This window comes from Pseudoalteromonas sp. MEBiC 03485 (assembly GCF_004195145.1).
Lineage (GTDB): Bacteria > Pseudomonadota > Gammaproteobacteria > Enterobacterales > Alteromonadaceae > Pseudoalteromonas > Pseudoalteromonas apostichopi.
The window spans coordinates 2,161,286-2,183,190 of the sequence record NZ_SGBT01000001.1; the positions used below are offsets into that span (position 1 = coordinate 2,161,286).

Annotated in this window: 30 protein-coding genes and 1 other RNA gene; 11 read left to right on the forward strand and 20 right to left on the reverse strand. The window is 40.7% G+C overall.

Annotation, left to right across the window (positions count from 1 at the left end; all coding sequences use genetic code 11):
- The first annotated feature begins 380 nt into the window (after positions 1 to 380).
- A complete protein-coding gene (locus EVU92_RS09950; RefSeq protein WP_130051096.1) occupies positions 381 to 2,603 on the forward strand; it encodes a TonB-dependent receptor in 2,223 nt (740 codons plus the stop codon).
- Between the two features lie 39 nt (positions 2,604 to 2,642).
- Here EVU92_RS09950 and EVU92_RS09955 read toward each other — a convergent pair whose 3' ends face one another.
- Entirely contained in the window at positions 2,643 to 3,011 is a 369-nt protein-coding gene (locus EVU92_RS09955) for a hypothetical protein (protein ID WP_130051097.1), read from the reverse strand.
- A gap of 49 nt (positions 3,012 to 3,060) precedes the next feature.
- On the opposite strand from EVU92_RS09955, the gene EVU92_RS09960 reads away from it, so the two are divergent.
- Positions 3,061 to 3,621, forward strand: coding sequence for a GNAT family N-acetyltransferase (locus EVU92_RS09960; protein ID WP_130051098.1), 561 nt, complete (start codon positions 3,061 to 3,063; stop codon positions 3,619 to 3,621).
- A gap of 61 nt (positions 3,622 to 3,682) precedes the next feature.
- Positions 3,683 to 5,341 carry a gamma-glutamyltransferase gene (gene ggt, locus EVU92_RS09965; protein WP_130051099.1) on the forward strand — a complete coding sequence of 553 codons (1,659 nt, stop codon included), beginning with the start codon at positions 3,683 to 3,685 and terminating at the stop codon, positions 5,339 to 5,341.
- Between the two features lie 63 nt (positions 5,342 to 5,404).
- On the opposite strand, the gene EVU92_RS09970 is transcribed toward ggt, so the two are convergent.
- A complete protein-coding gene (locus EVU92_RS09970) occupies positions 5,405 to 6,607 on the reverse strand; it encodes an aromatic amino acid transport family protein (protein ID WP_130051100.1) in 1,203 nt (400 codons plus the stop codon).
- 405 nt (positions 6,608 to 7,012) lie between these two features.
- Here EVU92_RS09970 and EVU92_RS09975 point away from each other — a divergent pair, with 405 nt between their 5' ends.
- Positions 7,013 to 7,918, forward strand: coding sequence for a DMT family transporter (locus EVU92_RS09975; protein WP_130051101.1), 906 nt, complete (start codon positions 7,013 to 7,015; stop codon positions 7,916 to 7,918).
- A gap of 24 nt (positions 7,919 to 7,942) precedes the next feature.
- Here EVU92_RS09975 and EVU92_RS09980 read toward each other — a convergent pair whose 3' ends face one another.
- On the reverse strand, positions 7,943 to 8,821 hold the full coding sequence (locus tag EVU92_RS09980) for an OmpA family protein (RefSeq protein ID WP_130052267.1): 879 nt from the start codon (positions 8,819 to 8,821) through the stop codon (positions 7,943 to 7,945).
- A 216-nt stretch (positions 8,822 to 9,037) separates the two neighbouring features.
- On the opposite strand from EVU92_RS09980, the gene rnt reads away from it, so the two are divergent.
- On the forward strand, positions 9,038 to 9,718 hold the full coding sequence (gene rnt, locus EVU92_RS09985; protein ID WP_130051102.1) for a ribonuclease T: 681 nt from the start codon (positions 9,038 to 9,040) through the stop codon (positions 9,716 to 9,718).
- On the opposite strand, the gene EVU92_RS09990 is transcribed toward rnt, so the two are convergent.
- Complete coding sequence (locus EVU92_RS09990; protein WP_130051103.1) at positions 9,702 to 11,327, reverse strand: FapA family protein; 1,626 nt, start codon at positions 11,325 to 11,327, stop codon at positions 9,702 to 9,704. The two genes, rnt and EVU92_RS09990, sit on opposite strands and share 17 nt — an antisense overlap.
- 277 nt (positions 11,328 to 11,604) lie before the next feature.
- Here EVU92_RS09990 and ssrA point away from each other — a divergent pair.
- From ssrA to EVU92_RS10000, 3 genes are all read left to right on the forward strand, one after another.
- Positions 11,605 to 11,963: a transfer-messenger RNA gene (gene ssrA, locus EVU92_RS09995) on the forward strand.
- 164 nt (positions 11,964 to 12,127) lie between these two features.
- Positions 12,128 to 12,274 (forward strand): hypothetical protein, encoded by a 147-nt coding sequence (locus tag EVU92_RS21580; RefSeq protein WP_168990006.1) that lies wholly within the window; start codon positions 12,128 to 12,130, stop codon positions 12,272 to 12,274.
- A gap of 2 nt (positions 12,275 to 12,276) precedes the next feature.
- Positions 12,277 to 12,675, forward strand: coding sequence for a hypothetical protein (locus EVU92_RS10000; RefSeq protein WP_130051104.1), 399 nt, complete (start codon positions 12,277 to 12,279; stop codon positions 12,673 to 12,675).
- A gap of 40 nt (positions 12,676 to 12,715) precedes the next feature.
- Here the strand turns inward: EVU92_RS10000 and EVU92_RS10005 are convergent, their stop codons facing one another.
- The 14 genes from EVU92_RS10005 to EVU92_RS10055 all read right to left on the reverse strand — a co-directional run bounded on the left by EVU92_RS10005 (position 12,716) and on the right by EVU92_RS10055 (position 18,899).
- Positions 12,716 to 13,972, reverse strand: a complete 1,257-nt coding sequence (locus EVU92_RS10005) for a DUF3596 domain-containing protein (RefSeq protein WP_130051105.1) — start codon at positions 13,970 to 13,972, stop codon at positions 12,716 to 12,718.
- Positions 13,953 to 14,156 (reverse strand): excisionase family protein, encoded by a 204-nt coding sequence (xisR, locus tag EVU92_RS10010; protein WP_130051106.1) that lies wholly within the window; start codon positions 14,154 to 14,156, stop codon positions 13,953 to 13,955. The genes EVU92_RS10005 and xisR overlap by 20 nt, the downstream gene beginning before the upstream one ends.
- Before the next feature lie 19 nt (positions 14,157 to 14,175).
- A complete protein-coding gene (locus EVU92_RS21585) occupies positions 14,176 to 14,379 on the reverse strand; it encodes a hypothetical protein (RefSeq protein ID WP_130051107.1) in 204 nt (67 codons plus the stop codon).
- A complete protein-coding gene (locus EVU92_RS21590) occupies positions 14,376 to 14,534 on the reverse strand; it encodes a hypothetical protein (protein ID WP_168990007.1) in 159 nt (52 codons plus the stop codon). Before EVU92_RS21590 ends, EVU92_RS21585 begins: the two co-directional genes overlap by 4 nt.
- A 9-nt stretch (positions 14,535 to 14,543) precedes the next feature.
- Positions 14,544 to 14,810, reverse strand: coding sequence for a hypothetical protein (locus EVU92_RS10020; RefSeq protein ID WP_130051108.1), 267 nt, complete (start codon positions 14,808 to 14,810; stop codon positions 14,544 to 14,546).
- Entirely contained in the window at positions 14,807 to 15,076 is a 270-nt protein-coding gene (locus EVU92_RS10025) for a hypothetical protein (RefSeq protein WP_016899773.1), read from the reverse strand. The genes EVU92_RS10020 and EVU92_RS10025 overlap by 4 nt, the downstream gene beginning before the upstream one ends.
- A gap of 2 nt (positions 15,077 to 15,078) precedes the next feature.
- A complete protein-coding gene (locus EVU92_RS10030; protein WP_130051109.1) occupies positions 15,079 to 15,444 on the reverse strand; it encodes a hypothetical protein in 366 nt (121 codons plus the stop codon).
- Between the two features lie 101 nt (positions 15,445 to 15,545).
- On the reverse strand, positions 15,546 to 16,133 hold the full coding sequence (locus EVU92_RS10035; protein WP_130051110.1) for a 3'-5' exonuclease: 588 nt from the start codon (positions 16,131 to 16,133) through the stop codon (positions 15,546 to 15,548).
- Positions 16,134 to 16,144: 11 nt separating this feature from the next.
- Positions 16,145 to 16,315 carry a hypothetical protein gene (locus tag EVU92_RS21595; protein WP_168990008.1) on the reverse strand — a complete coding sequence of 57 codons (171 nt, stop codon included), beginning with the start codon at positions 16,313 to 16,315 and terminating at the stop codon, positions 16,145 to 16,147.
- Entirely contained in the window at positions 16,302 to 17,066 is a 765-nt protein-coding gene (locus EVU92_RS10040; RefSeq protein WP_130051111.1) for a hypothetical protein, read from the reverse strand. Before EVU92_RS10040 ends, EVU92_RS21595 begins: the two co-directional genes overlap by 14 nt.
- A gap of 70 nt (positions 17,067 to 17,136) precedes the next feature.
- A complete protein-coding gene (locus EVU92_RS10045; RefSeq protein ID WP_130051112.1) occupies positions 17,137 to 17,838 on the reverse strand; it encodes a hypothetical protein in 702 nt (233 codons plus the stop codon).
- 110 nt (positions 17,839 to 17,948) lie between these two features.
- Positions 17,949 to 18,212 (reverse strand): hypothetical protein, encoded by a 264-nt coding sequence (locus tag EVU92_RS10050; protein WP_130051113.1) that lies wholly within the window; start codon positions 18,210 to 18,212, stop codon positions 17,949 to 17,951.
- 100 nt (positions 18,213 to 18,312) lie between these two features.
- The gene (locus tag EVU92_RS21600) at positions 18,313 to 18,477 is read right to left on the reverse strand and encodes a hypothetical protein (protein ID WP_157066240.1); all 165 of its coding nucleotides are present in this window, start codon (positions 18,475 to 18,477) and stop codon (positions 18,313 to 18,315) included.
- A 17-nt stretch (positions 18,478 to 18,494) separates the two neighbouring features.
- Entirely contained in the window at positions 18,495 to 18,899 is a 405-nt protein-coding gene (locus tag EVU92_RS10055; RefSeq protein WP_130051114.1) for a LuxR C-terminal-related transcriptional regulator, read from the reverse strand.
- A gap of 193 nt (positions 18,900 to 19,092) precedes the next feature.
- Here EVU92_RS10055 and EVU92_RS10060 point away from each other — a divergent pair, with 193 nt between their 5' ends.
- Positions 19,093 to 19,968 carry an exonuclease domain-containing protein gene (locus tag EVU92_RS10060; protein ID WP_205987929.1) on the forward strand — a complete coding sequence of 292 codons (876 nt, stop codon included), beginning with the start codon at positions 19,093 to 19,095 and terminating at the stop codon, positions 19,966 to 19,968.
- On the opposite strand, the gene EVU92_RS10065 is transcribed toward EVU92_RS10060, so the two are convergent.
- The gene (locus tag EVU92_RS10065) at positions 19,954 to 20,697 is read right to left on the reverse strand and encodes a S24 family peptidase (RefSeq protein WP_130051115.1); all 744 of its coding nucleotides are present in this window, start codon (positions 20,695 to 20,697) and stop codon (positions 19,954 to 19,956) included. The two genes, EVU92_RS10060 and EVU92_RS10065, sit on opposite strands and share 15 nt — an antisense overlap.
- Before the next feature lie 110 nt (positions 20,698 to 20,807).
- On the opposite strand from EVU92_RS10065, the gene EVU92_RS10070 reads away from it, so the two are divergent.
- Positions 20,808 to 21,053, forward strand: coding sequence for a YdaS family helix-turn-helix protein (locus EVU92_RS10070; protein WP_130051116.1), 246 nt, complete (start codon positions 20,808 to 20,810; stop codon positions 21,051 to 21,053).
- Between the two features lie 108 nt (positions 21,054 to 21,161).
- The gene (locus tag EVU92_RS10075; RefSeq protein ID WP_130051117.1) at positions 21,162 to 21,473 is read left to right on the forward strand and encodes a hypothetical protein; all 312 of its coding nucleotides are present in this window, start codon (positions 21,162 to 21,164) and stop codon (positions 21,471 to 21,473) included.
- Between the two features lie 199 nt (positions 21,474 to 21,672).
- On the opposite strand, the gene EVU92_RS10085 is transcribed toward EVU92_RS10075, so the two are convergent.
- Positions 21,673 to 21,882, reverse strand: coding sequence for a hypothetical protein (locus EVU92_RS10085; RefSeq protein ID WP_130051119.1), 210 nt, complete (start codon positions 21,880 to 21,882; stop codon positions 21,673 to 21,675).
- Positions 21,883 to 21,905 lie beyond the last annotated feature (23 nt).

Here is a 21,905-nt window from a genome sequence, read left to right on the forward strand (position 1 = left end):
TAAACATTAGCTGAAGAAAGTACCTCCTACAAGACGAGAAATTTCTGAAAATTGTCGTTATTTATATGAATATTAGTAAAGGTTGCTTCATGTTTGTTCATTTTAATTGTGTTACGGAGTTAGGTTCTTGAACTAAAACAAAACTAAACATTTATTTTTATTTACTATTTGCAAAGACTGCGATGACTTATAATTCTGAAATGAGATGTTAATGTGGTTTATTTATACAATTTTTGATAAAAATTAAAAAAAATATACATATTTTCACAAAGCTGACATATAATACCCCTCCAGAGGAAAGATGCTTATACCTAAGCGTCTTTTTTTATGCCTGAAATTTACGGGTAAAAATACACACACGGTATCCTTTGGAGTTTTAATTGAAATTACGTCACCTCTCACAGTTAACTGTAGCTATTGTTGCTGCATTATCTACTTCAGCTTTTGCTGAGCAAGAAAAAACCACTGCTAAACAAGATGCTTTCGAAAAAATCGAAGTAACAGCGCGTAAGCGTACAGAAAGCATTTTTGAGTCGCCAACTGCAGTGACATCAATCGGCGAAAACCTGATTGATAAAGCGAACATGAGCAACCTAGAAGACATTGGTAAATACGTACCTAACCTAAACATCACTCGTTATGGTGTAGGTAATGCGGCCCATGCATCTGTATTTATTCGTGGTATTGGTTTACAAGACCACGTGATCACAACTGATCCGGGTGTAGGTGTTTACTTAGATGGTGTTTACCTAGGCCGTCAAATGGGCTCAAACTTATCATTACCAAATGTTGAGCGTGTAGAGGTATTACGTGGTCCACAAGGTACCTTGTATGGTCGTAACACGTTAGGTGGTGCAGTAAATATTATTACTAAGCAACCTGGTGACGAAGGCATTGTAACGACAACGGCAAAAGTAGGTAGCCGTGGTCGTTTAGCCGGTGACGTTTACTTTAATAACAGCCTTACCGACACTGTAAGCATGTCTGCAAGCGTGTCTTATAAGCAACGCGATGGTGTAGGTGAAGCGATTAACCTTGCTAACCCAGAAAAAGAAATCGGTGAAGAGCAAGAACTAAGCGGTCGTATGGCGCTTAAATGGCAAGCAAGCAGCGATTTATCTTTTGTGTTCTCTGTTGATGGTGTTGATAACGAGTCAGGCCAATCGCCATATACAATTGAATTAACCGCGCCACTGGATCCGAATGACCCATTCAATGGTGATTTTCCATTGCTAACAGAAGATATGTTACCAAGCGATCCTGATGACTTAGCATCAACGGTAGCGGGTATTGAGTCGACAGCCTACTCAGGCTGGGGGTCATCTTTAACAGCTGATTGGGACATAAATAATACTTACACAGCTAAGTTCATTACCAGCTACCGTAGTTCAGAGTATGAAGGTGGTCTGGATGATGACGCTGTTGCTCTTAACTTATCTGAATTTCCTGAAGAAGGCGGCGCAGATCAATATTCATTCGAAATCCAATTAAACGGTAGTTTTGATAATATGGATTTTGTATCTGGCTTATACTTCTTTAATGAAGATGGTTTCACAAGCTCTGGTCCGTTTGTATTTAGCCCGTTTAATACACCAGATGGCTTTCTGAATGATGGTACTACAGCGTCGTTTGGTGATTACGGTTACTTTGATATTAATCAAGAGACTAACTCATACGCGGCTTATATTAATGCAAGTTATGATCTAAGCGACGATTTAACTGTAGGTGGTGGTCTACGTTATTCGAAAGATAAAAAAGAAGCCGATGCTTTGTTCCCAACCTTTGCGGCACGTAAATATGTAAGTGCAGATTTTGATGCAGTAACATGGGATTTAAATGCATCGTACCAGCTTAGCAATAACATGAACGTGTATGGCCAAATCCAAAAAGGTTATCAAACAGGTGGTTTCCCACCGCGTCCATTTGGTGGCCCTGATCAATTTGTTTCTTTCGATGAAACAAAAGCGATTAACTATGAGCTTGGCCTAAAAGGTCAGGTACATGAAGACGTATCTATGATGCTTGCAGTGTTTGTTACTGACTACACAGACCTTGCATTACCATTCTCAGATCCAACTGCAGGTGGCGGCTTTGTTACTATCGTAGAAAATGCGGGTGAGTCTAAAGCACAAGGTATTGAGCTTGAGACAACTATCGCATTCACTGATGACTTTACTCTACGCAGCGCAATTGGTTACCTAGATTCAGAAATCACAGAAGTTGATGACGGTGTATTAGGTATTGGTAAAGGTGATTCACCAGCACTTACACCACGCTGGACTGTTATGGTCGCACCTTCTTATTTCATTGATTTAAGTAACGGTGGCACAGTTGCTTTAAACGCTAACTACTCATACCGTAGCGATATGCAAGGACAATCAGTTTACAACCAAAGTGAACACATTGATTCTCGTGAATTAGTAGGTTTTAATATCTCTTACTTAAACCCGAATGGTGACTTTGAAGTAACTCTTTACGGTGAGAACGTGTTAAACGAAGTATACGATGTGGGTCGTTTACAACAATCTGGTTTTGTTGGTGTAATGCGCAGTAATGACCGCAGTGAGTTTGGCTTAAAATTCAAAAAAGAATTTGAGCTTTAATTGATACAAAAAAGGGCAAGTAAATACTTGCCCTTCTTTTTAATTATTTTTCTCTTGCTCGCGTTTTTCGCGTGCTTCTCTTAACTCTTCAGCAAGTTCCTTTGCTTTTTGCTTGGTTTTTTCAGAAAGCTCACCAGCAGCTTCTTTGCTTTCAATCCATGCATCTAAGGCAATTTCTTTACCGTCGTCATACATGCTCAAGCCCATCTTTTTACTCTCTTCGAGTAACTCTTGCAGCGAGTCGTCGTTAAACTCATTGGTGGCGTCTTTTACATCGCTCCAAGCATCGGTTAGCGCTTGCTTTACTTCATCTTTTGCTTCGTTGGCATCTTTTTTGGCTTGCTCTGCATCATCACAACCCGTTAAGGCAATACAGCCAAATAAAACTAAGCTTGCTAATTTGTTCATATTTTTCTCTAATGGTTAATCAACTATTAAGCAGTATAAGCAATAAAAAATGAATATAGCTAGAACAGCACGATTAAGTTTTCGGTTAATGGATGAAAATGATGCCGATCTACTTTATGAACTCGATAACGACCCTGAGGTAATGAAATATTTAACTCGTGGCAAAGTAAGCAGTATGGAGACAATCAAAGAGGTATTTATTCCTCGTATGAATGCTTATCGAAATGAGCAAAAAGGGTGGGGGCTATGGCAAGTAAATATTAACGACAGCGATACCTTTATCGGTTGGGTATTGGTAAGGCCCATGGGTTTCTTTGAACAGCCTGATTTCAGTGATTTAGAAATTGGTTGGCGCTTTAAGCAAATGAGCTGGGGCAAGGGATATGCATCTGAGGCAGCACTAGCTGTTGCGCATACGGTGTGTCAGGACCCTGTAGTTAAATCGCTTTCAGCGACTGCATTGAAAGAAAATGTAGGGTCTATAAAAGTGATGGAAAAGTTGGGTCTAACTCATGTAAAGGATTATATGCATAATGATGAGCATGGCGACATACCAGCTGTACTTTATTCGTGTTTTAAAGAGCAGCTTGGGCAAGTTAATCGTAACTAATTGACCTTAAGGGTTACACATGTCTAAATGGTCAAAATAACATCAAGAAAAAGGAAGTACCATGGCAAATTTAGTCAAATACGCGGCACATCTATTCATCGTTACCGCGATATTCTTTCATCCGTTAAGCTTTGCAAAGCAAGCAGCTGTCGCTATGCCAGATAGTTACAGCAGTGATACTGCACGCGCTATTTTAGAGCAGGGCGGTAACGCTGTTGATGCTGCAATAGCTGCACAATTTGTATTAGCTGTCACCCTGCCTGAAGCAGGTAATATAGGTGGTGGTGGCTTTATGCTGATCCAAAAAGATGGCACAGGTGATTTTATTGATTACCGCGAAACAGCACCTGCTGCAGCTCATCGCGATATGTACCTTGATGATAAAGGCGATGTTATTGACAACATGTCGGTATACGGTATTCACGCAAGCGGTGTTCCGGGAAGCGTTGCTGGTATGTGGCTTGCACATCAAAAGCACGGCAGTTTAGAGTGGAAAACTTTGCTAGAGCCTGCAGTTAAGTTAGCAGAACAAGGTTTTGTGGTACATCCCAAATTAGCCGCCAGCATTGAGCGTTACATTAAGCGCATGGCTAACAAGTCGGTCAACATTAACTTTGCAGATTACTTTGCTGATGCCAAAGCAAACAAGGTATTCAAGCAGCCGGAACTTGCCGCCACACTGAAACGTATTCGTGATCAAGGTAAGGCTGGCTTTTATGAAGGTGAGACTGCAAAGATCATTGCTGATTTTATGAAGCAACATGGCGGTATTATTAACGAGCAAGACTTAAAAGCCTATCAAGCTAAATCACGTACACCAATCAAAGGCAATTGGCGCGGTTACGAAGTGCTCACATCGCCACCGCCAAGTTCTGGTGGCATTGCTATTTTACAGTGGCTAAAAATGTATGACCTTGCAAAGCCAAAGGAAAATCTTGAACACAACTCTACAGCGTATGTACATATTTTGGCTGAAGTAGGTAAACGCGTGTTTGCTGATAGAGCTGAATATTTAGGTGACCCAGATTTTTATGAAGTGCCAAAAACAGCTCTACTTGCAGATGATTACCTTGCTAAACGAGCAAGTACAATTCGCCCAGATGTCATTTCAACAACCGAGAATATCAAACCAGGTTTGTATGAAAGCGAGCAAACAACGCATTTTTCCATTATTGATAAATGGGGCAATGCAGTCGCTAATACCACGACGATAAACCTTAGCTTTGGTAGTGGTGTGGTTGTATCGGGCGCTGGCTTTATTTTGAATGATGAAATGGACGACTTCAGTGCCAAACCAGGTGTGATGAATGTATTTGGTGCAATTGGAGGCAAAGCTAACGAAATTCAACCTCATAAACGTATGTTAAGCTCAATGACACCAACAATTTTACTTCAGGATAATAAAGTAAAAATGGTTACTGGCTCTCCTGGTGGCACCACGATTATTAGCTCTGTGTATGAGTCTATTTTAAATGCGGTTGAATTTGATATGACTGCAGAGCAAGTGGTAGACAGCCCACGCTTTCATCACCAGTTATGGCCTAAAAATGTGATTAGATATCACACAGGTCTTGAACCAAAGGTTGTTAAAGCCCTAGAGAAAATGGGTTATACACTTGATGAACGCCATTTTGGTGATATGCATGTAATCATCAATAAAGACGGTAAATTAGATGCGGCATCTGAAGCATCTGGCCGTGGTAAGGCGATGGTGTTTTAATTAAACTTTAAACCAGACACAAAAAAAGCACCCGAGGGTGCTTTTTTCGATTTGATGAGCTGTTTAACCAATAGCTGGAATAAGCCCCGCCATTTGTAAACCTTGAGCACTAATAATAAGCACACCAAATAGGGCGGCGAGTGCTAAACCAATATTACCGCCTTTAACTTGGTAACCCGCATCAGGTTTGCTGCTTCGTTGCTTATAGACCATAGCAACCGGTAAAAACACCGCTAAGATAACCAGTGCAATGGCGGCGTAGCCAAGTGCCATGATAAACCCTTGTGGATAGAATAGCGCAAAGCCTAGTGGTGGAATAAAGGTGATCAAGGCGGTTTTGATTCGATCTTTACTGCCATTACCTTTTTTAAATGCATCAGCAAAAAAGTCGAATAAACCTAAACTTACCCCTAAGAAAGACGTAGCTAATGCTAAATCAGCAAAAATGTTCACAGCTGTGGCAACATGTGGGCTGTGAGCAATGCTAGCGACACTGCTAACAAACCCAGGTAAACCTTGGCTTTGAAGTAAATCGCTTTGACTCATCATACCTTGGCTTAGTAATTGCCAAAAAATATAAATCACTAAAGGAAGTGCTGCGCCTGCCACCATTACTTTACGAAGTGTTTTAATATCTAAACCCACGTATTTCACAATCGACGGAATAGAGCCATGAAAACCAAACGAGGTAAACACCACCGGGATTGCAGATAAAATCAGACCTTGTTCAATCGGCATTTCAAGTAAGTGTTGGCCGTGAACATAAGGCGTCAGCATGTAAAATAAGCTGGCTAATACACACACTTTAATCGTGAACAGTACGCGGTTAAGCTTATCAACTTTGCTGGTACCGAGTGTCACCACAGTACCAATCACAAAAGCCAGAATAACTGAACCAACTTGTGGCGCTAAAGAAAGCGATAAACCATTGTTGAGCTTTTCTTGTAATTGCGCGCCTCCACCTGCGATATACGCAGCGCATAATGCGTAAAACAAAAACATTACTGAAAAGTTTGCCACCCATTGCCCTCGTTTACCTAACCATGATTTAGCTAATGTATTGAGGGTTGCGTCTTTGTCGGCATATTGATGTAGCTCTAGCATCAGTAATGCTGTGTAGGTCATTAAAACCCAAGTTAAAAAGATGAGTGATAACGCTGTTGTGAAACCAAGCCCAGCAGAGGCTATAGGCAATGCCAGCATCCCTGCACCTATGGTGGTGCCAGCAACAATTAACATGCTACCTATTGTTTTATTTTTAAGCACTTTATGACCCTTAAACTTCGTGAGAGGCAAGCAAGATATAACTTGTTTAACAAAACTTAAATAGTTTTGTTATAAATCAAAGAAATTAAATGTAACCTATGATTTACATGTGCAAACAGGCTGTTGAAATCAGCAAAGCAGTTTTTGCCAAATAGCATGAGTATTAGTGTTGACAAAATCACCATTTAGGCGGATTCTTAAACTTCTTCAACTTACTTTTTAAATACCATGATGCAGCTAAACCAACGACCAACAAACAATTGTATGCGCCTGACTTCGTCAGTCGTGTGGTCTGTTATGTGCTGCGGTTAATTAAGTAAGTATTACTAACCGCGTTCTAAGCGGTTGGTTATTTCCCTTTTAAATTCTCTTCCGCTTTTTTCGCCTTTTTAAAGGAATAAGCTTGTGCCTGTTAAAGCCTCATATTTTTTAATGGTGGTGATTTGGTCAACAACACCACTGGGTATTGTTTGGAGTAGTGAAACGGTAGCACCAACCCTGGCTGTGTTTTTACGCATGCTGGTGGGGCTGGTGTTGGCTTCGTTTGTCGTTGCTGTAGCCAATATTCGAGTACCTTGGCATCGGCGTGCTTTATTCCTTTATGGCTATTCAAGCATAGGTATTTTTGGTGGTATGTTATTAAGCTACATGGCTGCTAAAACTGTGCCTTCAGGCTTAATATCATTGATGTTTGGCCTTGCACCGATTTTATCGGGCTTACTTGCGCAAAAGATTCTGAACGAGCCTAAGTTTAGTGCCATTAAGCTTAGCGCACTTGGCTGTGCCTTAATTGGTTTGTTTTTAGTGAGCCAACGCCATATTCAAGGTGGAGTAGAGCAGTTAAGTGGCCTGTTATATGTGTTTATGGCAGTGTGCTTTTTTAGCTTAAGTGGTGTGATGATCAAGCGAGTAAGAATAGCCATTCACCCAATGGCTACAACATTTGGTGCTTTGGTATTTGTAACCCCACTGTTTTTTATTACTTGGTTGCTTGTAGATGGTCAACTAAATAGCCAAGTATGGAGTGCAAAGTCACTGTACTCAATTGTTTACTTAGGCGTGTTTGGTTCATTAATAGGTGCGCTGGCTTATTTTCATGTCTTGCAAAAGTTGAACGCCAGCACAGTAGCGTTAACAACTTTGATCACGCCAAGTTTTGCAATCGCGATTGGTGGTTTGCTTAACGCTGAACCAATTGACCAAGCACTGATTGTTGGCGCGACAATCATTATGGTTAGCCTAGCGTTTTTTCAGTTTGGCGATAAGTGGCTAAAGCGCTTTAAACGCGTGAAGTCGGTAGAAATAAGTTAAGGCAAGTAGCCGCTACGGCGGCTACTACATTTTTGCAATTTGAATGACTAAACGACGGTTTTTGTTTCGGTCTAAAATGTTGTCATTGCTGGCGACATGGCGCTTTTCACCGTAACCATCGGTATCTACTTTGCTTTCATCAATCCCTAAACTAACAATGTAATCTTTAATGGCCTTCGCGCGTTTTTTCGATAACTCTAGGTTGTTCCAGCGACCACCGTAGCTATCGGTGTAAGATGATATTGAAATAGATTCAATGTTGGTGTCGTACTTTAAGTACTCGCCAATTTTATCCAAGCGTTTTTGCGATGATTTAGTTAGCTTGCTGGTATTAGGTTCATAATTCATGATTGTGAACGAAATATCCTCAAAGCTGTATGGCAGCATAGCATCTCGGCATTGTAAAAACGCCCAATATGCTTGTTTAAAGTTAACACTCGATAAGCCAACGGCAATTTTATCGGCACTGTTTTGCCAGTCTTGGTAATAAAATGTAGGTTGATAACCTTTTTCAAGTTCGGTAAGCATTTCCCAAGCGGTTTTATTGCCAAGCTCGCCATCAAACTTACGTAATAGCTTCATATTCGCCAAGTCGCGAGCAGGCATTCCTGCACGCCAACTAGGAGGTACAGCTTTTAGACCTGCAATACTGTAGTTGTCTGGGCGTACGACCATATCAAGGTTAAAGTTTACGTCTTTATTTTTACTGGCAGTGGTGCTGAAAATTGCTTCGCCATAGTAAGGTACTTCATGATTTAATTGGCATTCCAAGCGGGATGTTTTAACCATTTGCCAGTTCGACATGTCAGCATTAGCTGTATACTCACGCATGGCTGTGTGTGCATTTATACTTGCAACTGAGGTTAATAGGCCTAGGCTTAAAGGAAGTAATGAAAGCTTCATCACGGTAATTCTCCAACAAATCATCAATGCCAAATAATTGGCAATTTTTGTGTTTAATAGCATAAGAACACTAAACACTGGGCTAGCTGATTATTTTAAAGCAAGTAATGTGCCTAAAAGCTAAGTAAGAATCTGCGATTTCACACTATTTACTCTAGCAGAGTAGCCGTGGTTTTTGACATAATAGCCAGCTTACACTGGCAAACCAAGAAGACTATGGAAAATACTGAACAAACTCTTTTCGCAAAACGCTTTCGTGGCTTTTTTCCTGTTGTGATTGATGTTGAAACCGCAGGTTTTAACAAAGAGACGGATGCGCTATTAGAAATTGCTGCATCTGTACTTAAAATGGATGACGATGGCGTGTTAAGTATTGATCATACTGTGCATTTTCATGTTGAGCCATTTGAAGGCGCTAATATCGAACAAGCAGCCATTGAGTTTAATGGTATTGACCCTTTCTCTGCACTTCGTGGCGCTGTACCTGAGGAAGAGGCGATTAAAGAAATCTGCAAAGTAGTGCGTAAGGCACAAAAAGCAGCAGGTTGTCAGCGTTCAGTTGTAGTGGCCCATAATGCAGCGTTTGATCATGGCTTTTTAAATGCAGCAATTGAGCGTTGTAAAATTAAACGTACGCCATTTCATCCATTTGTTAGCTTTGATACCACATCACTTGCGGGGCTTGCATTAGGTCAAACTGTTTTAGCCAAAGCGTGTAGAACTGCCGGTATTGAGTTTGACAATAAACAAGCTCACTCAGCACTTTATGATACCGAGCGCACAGCAGAATTGTTTTGTTTAATTGTAAACCGCTGGCAACAACTAGGTGGTTGGCCATTGCCTGAAACTGAAGCAACAGAAGAAGAGCAAGACTCAGCCGCTAAAACGACTGAGTGATCTTTCCTTCAAAAAACCGCACCATGTTAGGAGGGTAAATACGTGAAAACTGTTTACTCTCTTGCGCAATCTTAAGTTCCACCCCAGGATGCATTAATTCATTCACTTTTAAACGACTTGTTGCTAATAAGCGGGCAATCTTAGTTTTGACTAAGTGTTTCTTTTTCTTTGTATTTGCCGATTTTATTTTAATCTGCTGCTCGCTGGCTGTGATCTTATTAATATAATGAGCACGCTGGGCTGGGTCTGATATTTTATTGGCTTTTTTTCGCGCTTGTTGTAAAGCAGCTGCTTTCGTTGCTAATAACTTTTCAAAATCATTAATTTGTTGCTGCTTCTGGCGTAAATCATGCCAGTACTGAGCAATGAATACTCGTGTTTTAGTACCAGATGGTGCCCCGAGCTCGCCAGTTTCAATTCGCATGGCATCTAAAATATTACCCCCAATAATTTTGCCTCGCGGATTGTTGGCTTTGCCAACACGAATTAGGCGGCGAGCGCTTAAATCACAATGTAAGGCTTGGCGCTCGATGAATAAATCTTGCTCTGTTTTTATATGGCAGTACTGAGCATAACCAACAGAAATAGTGCGCGAAGCCGTTATGTTGCAAGTAAAATTTTCGACGTTCTCACGTTTTCTACCAACAGCCCCTAGCATAACGGTGACTTCACTTTTACTCTCAATTGTGGCTGATTCAACAAAACCTAATACGGTGATATCACCCGTGGCTTTAACTCGCATTCCATCTTTTACATCACCACTGATAATGACACTGCCATCAAACTCCACATGACCAGTACTTACATCAACATGATGAAAACACAATACATCATCAACTCGCATACCGCGGGGTAGGGCAATAGGCACACCCTTAGCATCGGCAATCAGCATATCACTATTATTTGGATCAATACGCGTCCCTTCGAATGGCTCAAGGGGGAAGTCTTTACCGGGTTTTGCAGGCACTACATCACCAAATACCGTAAAGCCATCTTCACCAGGTGTTGCAGCAACTCTTTGCATCAATGGCGTGCCAGGTTTAACGGTAATAATGGCACCCAAATTACGCATATCGACTTTACCGCCAGAGGTCGCTTGTGGGCTCAGTACGCGGTCTTGTGCTGTTGAGCATAAACGAACGAATTTAGCATCAGTGCCTTCTTTGGGCATTCTGCCATGGGCTACTATTGCGCTGTAATGCGCGCCTGGTGGTTGTTTAAATTGTTGGCCTAAGAATGTATCGAGGGCGCGCATACTAATGCCTTTAATAACACCTGCTTCTGCAAGTACCTCTTGAGCCATATCCATACTTACAATTTGACCGCCACGCGCCGTTGTTAGATTTGCTTCAACCACCATGTTTTTAGCATCAACTTTAACTTCAAGATGAGCATCAACCGCTTTAGCAACTACCAAAGATTGGGTTTGATATTGGCTGCTCGGTGTAAACAACTTGCCAATATTAGCATCAATATATTCGTAGCTGGCATAAGGAGACTGCTCAAGTAATTCAATTAACTGAGTACTGGTAGTTGGAAAACCCGCATCTCGAGGATGCTCACACAAAGAGACATAGCCGCTTTGTTCATCGAATGAAAACATCGACATCTGAAAAGCCCTGTAAAAAACTGCCTGTTATTATAGTTATGTGTTGTTACAGGTTATTTTAGAGAAGGGTAACAACGTTTCCTATTTCAGCACAACTTTTGTACTATGTTAAGATAATGTATGCATTAAATGTAAAAATATGTATAAAAAGAGACTTTTCTTGCTTAAAAATTCAGCATCTAAAGGCACTTAGCAAAAATTTCCCGATTAATACCTTGAGTATGAATAGGCTACTCAGTTATACTGCGTGAACACTCTGAATGAGATACCAAATTCAGGGGCTGATTAGGATTCGACGGAATTCAAGACGCCCGAGGTGCATGTCGAGGTGCGGTTGGCCTCGTAAAAAAGCCGCAATTTAAAGTAATCGCAAACGACGATAACTACGCTCTAGCGGCATAATAGCCCGCTAGCACTTCTCCGGTGTATGTCTGTGGACCCGGTTCTGAAGTGTCACCCTACACGGACTCGCTACGGAAACCCTGGCCGGGGTTGAAGGGCTAAAACTAAGCGGCCTCGCCTTTGCAGATCGTGTTCGTCCGAGCTGTATAAGGTTAACTAAAAGACGATACTAAGCATGTAGTACCAAAGGTCGAGGCTTTTCGGACGGGGGTTCAAATCCCCCCAGCTCCACCATTAAAAACCCTTGCAATTCAATGAGTTGCGAGGGTTTTCTCTTTCTGATGGATCCGTATTGGATCAATTTCACCATTGTAGCTTAAAAATAATACTAGACATCCTTATTTCGATATCCTACGATCATGGTATCAAGTACCCATGGGTACTTTAAGGAGTTTATAATGTTAGCTAAAGTACAGCCTAAACAAGAAAACAAAGTTTTTAATCGCGAAAGAATGGAAAAAGCTATTAACAGCAAGGTTAATACTGTTCCGACTGGTTTATCTCGCGAGCAAACAAGACAATTGATCTTATCAAGAGCGAAGTAGTATTGACGTATACATGGACGTTTAGTGACGACTTCGCTAATCAATTTAATTATTTCCCCGAAGACCAGCAAGATAAAGTAGTCGATTTTTTACATCTGTTTACTGCACATGGGTTAAGTGATTTCAGCCTTTATGAAGGTAAAATTGCTTGTTCATGGAGTGGTAATTATATGGATCAGGATGACTATAATTTTGCAATGAATAACCATTTGTGGCATTACCACATAGGTATTCCAGAGTATGAAGAAAACCATGAAAAGTATAAAACCTCTGATTGGGTTCTTCATTTTCAATGGTTTGATAAAGGCAACAATATAAATGTTGTTGATTTGTACCACCACTATGATAACGACGGTAACTTTTACTTACCAGGCGAAAGGTCATTGATTATTCTTAAATAGAAAACCCGCTCAACTAGCGGGTTTTTTTGTGCCTTAATATTTATGGATTAGCCGGCTTAGTTTTTCGTTGGTGACTTTGGCTTGCAAATATCTTTGATACTCTCGCGGCCATATCGGGTATTTCTTCGTTCATCCATTTGCCGTAATGCTTTTCTAACATGGTGATGGATGTATGACCCATTTGGCGAGCTATCCAACGTTCGGCTACGCCTTTGGTTAGCAGTTGGCTTGCAAATGTGTGGCGAGCTTGGTTTATAGCGCGGTAGCGAATACCACACTTTTTTAAATGCTTTTGTAAAAATCGTTTATTAACATTTTGGCCATCGGTATGTGGCTTTTGGTTTAGGGTGTTAATAAACACAAATCTAAGCTCTGTTTTTTCATAACTGCGGTTATCGTCTTTTAGTACGTCAACTTTGATTGCTGGCATTGCAAATGAAAGTGCCTTTTGACGAATTAATATGTCGTATGCCTGGTCTAGTAGATCGATGGTCCGATAACTGCCGTCATTTTTAGTGTAAGCATAATCGCCTTTGGTAACACCACGTCTAATTTTTATTTGTCGTTTTACAAAATCAATGTCTTCCCATGCAAGCGCGTAGCACTCAGATGCGCGCAAACCTGTCCAACAAGCAAATAAAAACCCATTAAGCTCACTTTGATCAGCGGTTGGCTGCGACTCTATTAACTGCAGTTCGTCTAAGGTGAACGGGTCACAATTTTCTGAGCGGCTTCTTTTTAAATTTGGTAAATGGTCGAGTGGATTAAAGTCTATTAACCTATCTGCCATTGCATCTTTAAATATGCCGCGTAGGGGAATAAACACATCGTTAATTGTTTTATTTGATAAAAACGTGGTGAGTGTTAAATCACGCCAGTCTCGGATCATGGTTAAGGTGACTTTGTCTAACTTTAACTCGCCAAATTGCGGGCGAATGTATAATTTGCACCTGGCTAAATTGTGCTTGTAGTTATCTGCCCGGGTGTTTGCTTTGTTTCTTTCTAGCCATTTGTCTAAAGCAGTGTTCACTGTTGGTACTGCACCTTTTCCCTCAAACAACCTTACCTTTGCTGAATCAGGAAAATGCTTAGCGTAGTTAAATTGGTTGGTTGCAATTTCATGCAATATGGCGGTGCGTTTATTCGACGCAAACTTGATATTTGATTTAGATATCAAAATTCCCTTAAGGGGCTCTATGCAACGCACACCACGGTAACTGAACATAATACGTATGTTTTTACCGTGGATAGTGACACCCTCATACTTTTTACAAAACTCAAGCAGCGATGCCGTCATTATCAAAATACTCGTCTAGTTTTTCATAGTTATACACAACAACACCGCGTACTTTTTTCCAGTGCACACCCTCTACGATTTTACCTGTTTGGCGCATTCTATTGAGTGCATCATCGGTAAAGCCTTTGTGCTGTTCGATGATCTTGGCTTTCACCCAGCCAAGTTTTACATATGTAATGGTCATAGTTATTCTCCAGTTCGTTTCAAATATTAAGCTGTGCACTTGGAACAAAACAGGGATTCACATACTCCCATTTTTCATTATTAAATATGCTAACAATCCAACCACCAGGTACTCGTAGCCAATGGGTCTTGTGTCTTTCCGAGAAAATTTCTTTAAATTCACCTATTTCGGTCTCTAATAACCAAGATTCCCAATGCTTATTTTTATTTATTACATCGTTCATAGAGAATTTACCTCGTTAAGTTCGTCTAAGTGGGGAAGTGTTTCAAGTGCTTCGTCTAGGTCTTCACACTCATAATTTACGCGACGGCCATTGGTGCGAATTTCAATAACTACGCCATCGGCCTCTTCTAAAATAGTGATTACTTTCTTAGCCATAGTTTTACCTCAAAATAAGGGTCGTTCTTGCCTTGGCTGTTTTGCCTCAGGCCTGTTATCAGCATCAACCACTTCTATAAATGGTTCTTGCTGATATTGGTTACAAAGCTCTGTTATGAACACTTGGGTTTTGTGTACTTGGCAGTGGCCATAACGGGTTTTTGTTTTAGCTTGCCCGCGCCAGTCGGTATGCGGGCAGTGCGGATCGTCGCTTTTACCAATGTGTTTATAGGCCTGACAGCTAATACAGGCCTTTGGCATGGTGATAGCGTTCATTTAACTGAATCCACGTTTTGTTTAATTAACACCAGATTTGGCATAGAGCAAATCCACTTAAGAGCCTCTTCGGTGGTATCGATTTCATTTACTGTACTGATATTGGAAAAGCCAGCTTCAAACAGTCTATCCTCTGTTGCTTCGCTTATTTCTATATCCCAACCGTTAGCATATCCGCTAGGAGTAGGGCATCCGCGTACATACTCAACCCTTACAAAAGGAATATTTTTTCTTTTTAATGCTGAAACAATTTTTCTTTTGCTCATTGCTAAATACCACACAATTCATTAAGTTCACGTTCTAGGCGGTGTTGGTCTAGTCGGTCTTCTAGTTGTTCGCGTGGCGATTTGGTTCGTTCTTCATAAGCAACGGGTACGGCTTTTTTTAGTGCCGCTGGTTTTTGCTTGGGTACTTTAGCCGGCTGTTTTTTTACTTTGCGTGGTGTATTGCTGGCTTGGTAGCTTTTACGTACACAACCACAGCCGGTAACTTTGCCTAAGTTACCTTTTTTAACTGAACGCTCAGTGCCACAAATACAGCGACATAAAAAGTATTGGCCACATGCTTCTTCTGATAGCACTGTCCAATTGTTAAATACATCGCCGGCTGTTATTTGTATTTTGCTTTTGGCCATAATGACTCCTTTTGTTTCTCAGCCTGATTCTTACGTTGATAGTATTGACGTATGCGGGCCCGTTGTTGGGCCACGCAGTTGCGTTTAAATTTGTGCATAACTTACTGTTTCAAATATATTGAATGGCAATGTGATATCTGTTTGTAGATATCGCTAATGTATTTAGCCTGGTGCTTGGCATCATCTAATGCGTTGTGTGGGTTGCCTTTAAATTCATTCGATTTTTTAGGGTCAATACCAAGTACTCGACGGCCAACATCAACCATGGTGCGAACATCACGGTCATTGCTAAAATGCCATGGTTTAGTCATATTGGCGGCTTTGTAGGCGTTGGTTAGAATGGTGTTGTCGAATGTGGCGCCATTACCCCAAATAACACGATTTCTAAACCCTTCGATTTGGTATATCCATTCGTTGAATTCGAGCAGGGCATCTTTAAGTGGCATGGTGTCGTTGGTGTTGAAAATCGAACGGGCATCATCGTTTTGCTTCATCCACCATTTAAGTGTTGAGCCATCTACCTCGCCGTATTTCATGGCATCTTCTATATCGATGACTTGGTAAAATTCTGCACCAATATTGCCTGTAAGTGGGTTAAAGAATACGGCGCCAATTGATACGATCACCGCATTTGAATGTTGGCCAATAGTTTCTAGGTCGAGCATGACATCGTTGAGTTCTGTATTCATGGTGTTTCCTGTTATGTCCAAGGGACTAAGCCCAATTGTTGACGATTATCGTTCCACTTTTTAACCAGTTGGCAGGCTTCTTTTTGAAGTTTTTTGCTAGTTAGTAAGCGGCTGATCTCTTTTTGGTCTTTGGCTTTAAAGCTGACCAGGGTTTCAAGCGTCGCTTGTTCAAAACTGTTCATCTTCATTACTTAACGTAAGTAGGTCTGTGGCTGTTAGTTCCCAGTTGTTGGCTTTAACGCGGCGTAACCAATTACCACAGAGTTCTAAGGTGTCTTTTTTAGGGCGTAAGCCGCCTTTTGGGGCTTCGACTAATTCGGCTTCATCATCTTTGTTGAGGATAATTAAACCACCACGGCCACTTTGGTGTAGGTAGAGTAGTGGGGTTTGCCTTGCATCGTGGCCTTCGACCATGCCGCCAATGTGATACGGGTAGGTTTGTACAATGTCGGTATCGCCACGGTAGATTTGCACTATGTCAGCGGCTGCTAAACGATTTTTAAGTTCGCTTATTTCGGTTTTAAGCTGGGCCGTTGTTTTGCGTTCGCTTTGATAAAGGCGCTTTTGTTGCTCAGTCGCTAAGCGCTGGCTTTCTAGCTTGTCTTTGTAGCTTTTAATTTTGTCGCGAAGCTTTTTAGGTGTGCCGGCAATTTCTTTATAAGCTGTTAGCGTAATCGTTAAATCTTTTACTTTAGCTAATGCTTGATCACGTTCTCTTTGTGCTTGCGCCAGCTGTTGATCGGCACTTTTTGCATTCTTAAGTACAACTGCAGCACCTTGCTCATAGTCTTTTACCAAAGCAGTAAGCTTGTCATTTTGCATTTGTAGCTGCTGTTCGTTTTCAACCATTTGGTCAAACTCAGCAACCTCTTGGTTATAAGCCGCAACTAAGTTTTCGATTGCATCTACGACTGATAAAGGGTGATTACTCATGGTATTTATCCTGGTGTTGTAATAACTTCAATTCAGCCCACTTTTTAAATGAGCTGTCAGAAACTACTGCTTACCAATCAGTATCTGGGTGTAAGCGAAGCTCTAAGAGGTCTTCATCAAAGTCAGCTAAACCAGTAATGACCATTGAGGAAGCGTAAGCTTTAATAATTAGGCTATCTTCGCCATGAAGAATGGTAGGGTTCCATGTGTGTCGAAGTCTGATATCACCGCCCTCACCGATGTACAAACTTACTTCAGAGGAGTTTTTAGATTTCGAGTAATAACCAGATTCACGCTGTTTCCAAATTTGTAAATTGTAACCACCAAGTACGCTGTCATTCTCTTTAAGTTCAACTGTGGCATATTCATCGGTGTTATCTATGTCGTAGTGATCTTCTACTTTCCAGTGCGCTACTATTTTGTTTATAAATTCGTGAATATCCATTGATTCAGGCAGTGGAGCAAATAGCTTGTTCATGCCTTCCATGAGTTTTGCGGCAGCTTTACTTTCAAAAAACTCTCCAATTTTTTGTTCAATGGCTTTTAGCATTACGTCGTTGTATGTAGGTATATCTAATTGTAACGCATTGATTTTTAACTTGTCATCGAGCAATTCGTTAAGCTGCTTAGTGATGTTGCCATATGACTCAAATTGGCGACGGATTGACTCGTTAATTGATTTCTCGATCCCTAATTCAATTGACTTCTCAATCTCGCCACTTTGAATCAAGTCAGCGACTTTCTTGTCAACTAGTGCGTGTAATTCTTGCATTGGTTTGTTCCTGTGTTGTTAAACCCAGCTTTCTAGGTTCTGTTCAAAAATCAGCAATGCGATTAATAACGTGATGAATAGCATTGCTGATAGGGCTTTCTTAAGGGGTTTCATGCTGCCAAAACTGCTTTTGGGATGCGTGTGTTTTCAATCAGGCTTAAAAATGCTTTAGTCATGCATAAATCACGGCGGGCGCTCGCATTTAAGGCGATTGAGCCAAGTACGGTATGCGTGTTTGTATCAACCAGAACAATCAAACAATACTTTGTGTTCGACTCGTAAATGCGTAGCTCTTCGCCTTGCATACGTTGGTTCATGAAGTTAATGCGTTGTTTTAGCTGGTTGATCACCAGTGATGTGAATACGTTTAACATTGCTTTTTCCTTTTCCTGTTGTGTTGTTTTAGTTGCTTACGGCAACCACTCGGCTGGTTTGGTTGGGCAAGTGCGTACCAGCGAACTGTGAAACCTTGCTTTAGGCCGCTTGTGGCGGTGGCTCTGGCGGCGGGTTGTTTGCCGCTTTTAGCTCTGGCACCACTAATTCAAAAGGGCTAATGCGCTGAGCTTGTTTTAGCTTGTGTAATAACGGGGCTGTTGCTGCGTTATTGCGTGCTGTTGGGAATATAAATACTTTGGTCATATTCACTCTCCTTGGCCTTAGGCTGCTAGTAAGTCGTTTTGCAGTTCACGCAGTCGGCGTAAACGGGTGGTGCGAACAGTTCGGGTTACTCGAATCGTTCTAAAACTGCGCTCAACGTCACTGGTAGTTGCACTTAACAACACAAGCACTAGGCACATGGTGTAACGCAACACACCTTGCTTAATTGCTTGGTGTACCGTTTGGCGCATTGAATGGGTGTTAAATTTAAAGCTGAGTTCATTACAGGCTTGGCGAACTGTGGTGGGTTTTACACCCAATGATTCAGCAATAGACTTTTGTGTTAGCCCTTTTGCTACAAGCAGCAGCGTACGTGCTTGCTGTGCAGGTAAGCGAGAATGGGGCTTTGCACTTACGTGCATATCGTCAAGCTGGTATCCAGTTTCTGTGCGTAATGGGTTCATAACTTAAGGTTGGTTTTAATAACTTATGTTATTAATAATGACATAAAAAAAAGGATTGTAAACAACCAAAGTTATCAAACATTTATAATTAAAGTTATATTGATGATTTTAAACGTTTTATTTTTGTCCTTTTTTTGAACATTTAAGGATTTACCGTTAATATGAAAGTGAACTGAATAAAAAAGGAATTAATATGAAAGGAATGGATTTTGTTTCTTTAGATGTAGAAACAGCAAACTCTGATCCAAGCTCTATTTGCCAAGTTGGTTTGGCTCGGTTTAGAGACGGAGTGGTGGTAGATACCGTTTCTCAGCTTATTAACCCACACCAATATTTTAGCGCTGAAAATATTAGTATTCATGGAATTAGGTCATCTGATGTTAAAAATGCGCCTAGTTTGGCCGAGTTTAATGAACAATTTTGGCAATTTATTGGTAATGATTATGTGGTTACTCACACTTCATACGACAGGACGGCTGTCAGCAGGGCGTCTATTCATTATAATTTAATGGCAAATCAAAAAGCTATTTGGATAGATTCAGCGCGTGTTACTCGAAGAGCGTGGAAAGAGTTTAATGAACGAGGGTATGGACTTTCTAATATTTGTGCTCATTTAGGTATTGAGTTTAAACATCACGATGCGCTTGAAGATGCTATAGCTTGCGGGAAAGTGCTAATTGCCGCATGCAAGGTTAAGTCTTTCACTTTAGACAATTGGCATAATGAGCTTAGTCAAAAGCCGTTATCTCGGTTTGAAAAGCTACAAATTGATGAGCTCAAAGGCAACCCAAAGGGAAGTTTAGCGGGCAATATAATTGTATTTACGGGTAACTTATCTCTGTCTCGGGCTGATGCGGCAGAACTTGCAGCTAAGGCAGGGTGTGATGTAGCAAAAGGAGTTACTAAAAAAACAACGATGTTGGTTGTTGGTGACCAAGATTTATCGGTGCTTGCTGGTCATGATAAAAGCAGTAAACACCGAAAAGCAGAGGAACTTATAGCTAAAGGCCAAAAAATTAATATTTTGACTGAATCCGATTTTATGACTCAAGTATCATCTCAAAACTGAATACCAAAATACTCTGCCGATCACTCTCACTGTTTGTGCTTCATCGGCTGATAAGTTTTCATCAGGGTATTCATCTAAGTTAAAACTTCTAATACGCAGGCCACCACCTGGTCTGCGTGTTAGGGTTTTAACATATAGTGCGCCAGCCCAATCAATTGCGTACATGTCACCATCTTTAATATTTGTATTTGAGGTATCTATACCTACTGTTGCTCCATCAGGTATTACTGGCTCCATTGAATTACCAGAAACTTTAACACATGCTGCACTACTAAAATCTATGCCATGGCGCCGTAGTGTTGATTTTGAAAATCGTAATTTTGGGCCTGTTGTTTCTAACTGTATGGCTGAGCCATTGCCAGCTGATAATTCTACTTCCATATAAAACGGTACTTCTACTTCATCTTCATCTAATGGGGTTCTACTGTCCCAAGGTTCCAAATCTATAAATGTGTCAATGTTAGATGATTCTTTGACATTCTGGCTTTGGGGTAATGTTTCAACTGAACAGTGAACGGTTGGCTCTCTAATCTCATTATCTTGATACAATAGCCAATCTACGTTCACACCTAAGGCCCTTGCGAAATCATTAATTTTTCGAGGGTTCTTGGTTTGCCCATTTTCTATTTTCATGACTGCGACTTGAGAAACACCAACGAGATCGCCCAATTCTTTTTGAGTTAACCCTTTGTCTTCTCGCGCTTGTCTAAATTTTTCATGTAGTTTCATAGTTATAGTTTGATAACAATTGTTTTATCAAGCAAATAATTTTAGTTATATTGAAAACAACTAAAGTTGTGTTAATATGATAACTAAAGTTATTTAATTAAGGCTAAATAATGAGTATAAAAGCACTGCAAAAAGCAATTAAGTTCAGCGGCGGCCAAGCCGCTTTAGCTGATAAGTTAGGTAAAAAACAAGGCCATATTTCTATGTGGATCCGTCGTGACAAGGTTCCTGCAGAAATGGTTTTGAAAATAGAGAAAGTTTCTAACGTTCCTAGACATGAGTTGCGACCCGATCTTTATCCACCTGAAGAATACGGTTTTCTTTCCGATGGTACAGACCAAAAGCAAGCTGCTTGATTGGATTGTTTTCATGGTTTGGTTCCTGTGTTGTTGAGCTTTTAGATTAGCCAATCAATAACTGGGAATGTAGCTAAACGAATATATGTTTTTTTATACAGGTGATTTATGGCTCAGGTCTCAGACGTAAAAATAGATTTTAGCGTTGATAACGATGCTGTTATTCCGCTTATTGAACGCTTGCAAGGGGCGTTAAGTAAACTTGATAAGCATGTTGCTAACTTGGTTAGTACGCGCATAGAAGAACTGCACCAAGCTAACGACTTGATCTTTCATATTACGGATTTCCATAAATCTGACATGCATATCCAAGTATTTTCTTACCCTACAGAGAGCTTTTTACACATGGCGCAAGCTGTGTTTTCTAAAAATTATGAAGCGCTTTTACCTCAAAGCCTTTCAGCACCTGAACAAGAATAAGCAGGAACCTAAGGAGCTAATAAGATGCATACCAATAAAACAAATAAGACAGTTTTAGATGTGATTACAGATAAAGATCAGTTGCTAATTCACATAAAAGAATTAGCTGAGCAAGGCGCTAAAGAATGTGACGCTAATTACAAGGGGGTTATTTTGAGACCCCCATATACATCCGAATTAACTAGCTGTGATGAGCTATTTAATCAGTTTCGCGCGCAAGCTCTTTGATTAGTCGATCATAAACTTGAATGGTTAACTCGGGTGTTGATGCATCTTCGAAAACGGTATCTGTAATTTTTTTGGCTAGGTCCATTTGGTCAACTAAGTCGCAAGCAACATTTTTTAGATGTTCAGGCATTTTTGATTGAGCTACAGCTAGGTGTTTATCAAACGGGTTATCAGCTTTCATAGATTTGCTTCCTTATTTTAGTT

Bases quoted from the DNA above. Each gene is read 5' to 3' on its own strand.
- EVU92_RS09990 (WP_130051103.1), bottom strand. From the start codon at position 11,327: ATGTCGATGTTTTCATTCGATGAACAAAGCGGCTATGTCTCTTTGTGT.
- EVU92_RS10085 (WP_130051119.1), bottom strand. From the start codon at position 21,882: ATGAAAGCTGATAACCCGTTTGATAAACACCTAGCTGTAGCTCAATCA.
- EVU92_RS21590 (WP_168990007.1), bottom strand. From the start codon at position 14,534: ATGGCTAAGAAAGTAATCACTATTTTAGAAGAGGCCGATGGCGTAGTT.
- EVU92_RS10045 (WP_130051112.1), bottom strand. From the start codon at position 17,838: ATGCAAGAATTACACGCACTAGTTGACAAGAAAGTCGCTGACTTGATT.
- EVU92_RS10075 (WP_130051117.1), top strand. From the start codon at position 21,162: ATGGCTCAGGTCTCAGACGTAAAAATAGATTTTAGCGTTGATAACGAT.
- EVU92_RS10065 (WP_130051115.1), bottom strand. From the start codon at position 20,697: ATGAAACTACATGAAAAATTTAGACAAGCGCGAGAAGACAAAGGGTTA.
- EVU92_RS10060 (WP_205987929.1), top strand. From the start codon at position 19,093: ATGAAAGGAATGGATTTTGTTTCTTTAGATGTAGAAACAGCAAACTCT.
- EVU92_RS10070 (WP_130051116.1), top strand. From the start codon at position 20,808: ATGAGTATAAAAGCACTGCAAAAAGCAATTAAGTTCAGCGGCGGCCAA.
- EVU92_RS09980 (WP_130052267.1), bottom strand. From the start codon at position 8,821: ATGAAGCTTTCATTACTTCCTTTAAGCCTAGGCCTATTAACCTCAGTT.
- xisR (WP_130051106.1), bottom strand. From the start codon at position 14,156: ATGACCATTACATATGTAAAACTTGGCTGGGTGAAAGCCAAGATCATC.
- EVU92_RS10040 (WP_130051111.1), bottom strand. From the start codon at position 17,066: ATGAGTAATCACCCTTTATCAGTCGTAGATGCAATCGAAAACTTAGTT.
- EVU92_RS21595 (WP_168990008.1), bottom strand. From the start codon at position 16,315: ATGAACAGTTTTGAACAAGCGACGCTTGAAACCCTGGTCAGCTTTAAA.
- ggt (WP_130051099.1), top strand. From the start codon at position 3,683: ATGGCAAATTTAGTCAAATACGCGGCACATCTATTCATCGTTACCGCG.
- EVU92_RS09960 (WP_130051098.1), top strand. From the start codon at position 3,061: ATGAATATAGCTAGAACAGCACGATTAAGTTTTCGGTTAATGGATGAA.
- EVU92_RS09955 (WP_130051097.1), bottom strand. From the start codon at position 3,011: ATGAACAAATTAGCAAGCTTAGTTTTATTTGGCTGTATTGCCTTAACG.
- EVU92_RS10050 (WP_130051113.1), bottom strand. From the start codon at position 18,212: ATGTTAAACGTATTCACATCACTGGTGATCAACCAGCTAAAACAACGC.
- rnt (WP_130051102.1), top strand. From the start codon at position 9,038: ATGGAAAATACTGAACAAACTCTTTTCGCAAAACGCTTTCGTGGCTTT.
- EVU92_RS21580 (WP_168990006.1), top strand. From the start codon at position 12,128: ATGTTAGCTAAAGTACAGCCTAAACAAGAAAACAAAGTTTTTAATCGC.
- EVU92_RS10055 (WP_130051114.1), bottom strand. From the start codon at position 18,899: ATGAACCCATTACGCACAGAAACTGGATACCAGCTTGACGATATGCAC.
- EVU92_RS10030 (WP_130051109.1), bottom strand. From the start codon at position 15,444: ATGGCCAAAAGCAAAATACAAATAACAGCCGGCGATGTATTTAACAAT.
- EVU92_RS10020 (WP_130051108.1), bottom strand. From the start codon at position 14,810: ATGAACGCTATCACCATGCCAAAGGCCTGTATTAGCTGTCAGGCCTAT.
- EVU92_RS10035 (WP_130051110.1), bottom strand. From the start codon at position 16,133: ATGAATACAGAACTCAACGATGTCATGCTCGACCTAGAAACTATTGGC.
- EVU92_RS10005 (WP_130051105.1), bottom strand. From the start codon at position 13,972: ATGACGGCATCGCTGCTTGAGTTTTGTAAAAAGTATGAGGGTGTCACT.
- EVU92_RS21585 (WP_130051107.1), bottom strand. From the start codon at position 14,379: ATGAACGATGTAATAAATAAAAATAAGCATTGGGAATCTTGGTTATTA.
- EVU92_RS21600 (WP_157066240.1), bottom strand. From the start codon at position 18,477: ATGACCAAAGTATTTATATTCCCAACAGCACGCAATAACGCAGCAACA.
- EVU92_RS10025 (WP_016899773.1), bottom strand. From the start codon at position 15,076: ATGAGCAAAAGAAAAATTGTTTCAGCATTAAAAAGAAAAAATATTCCT.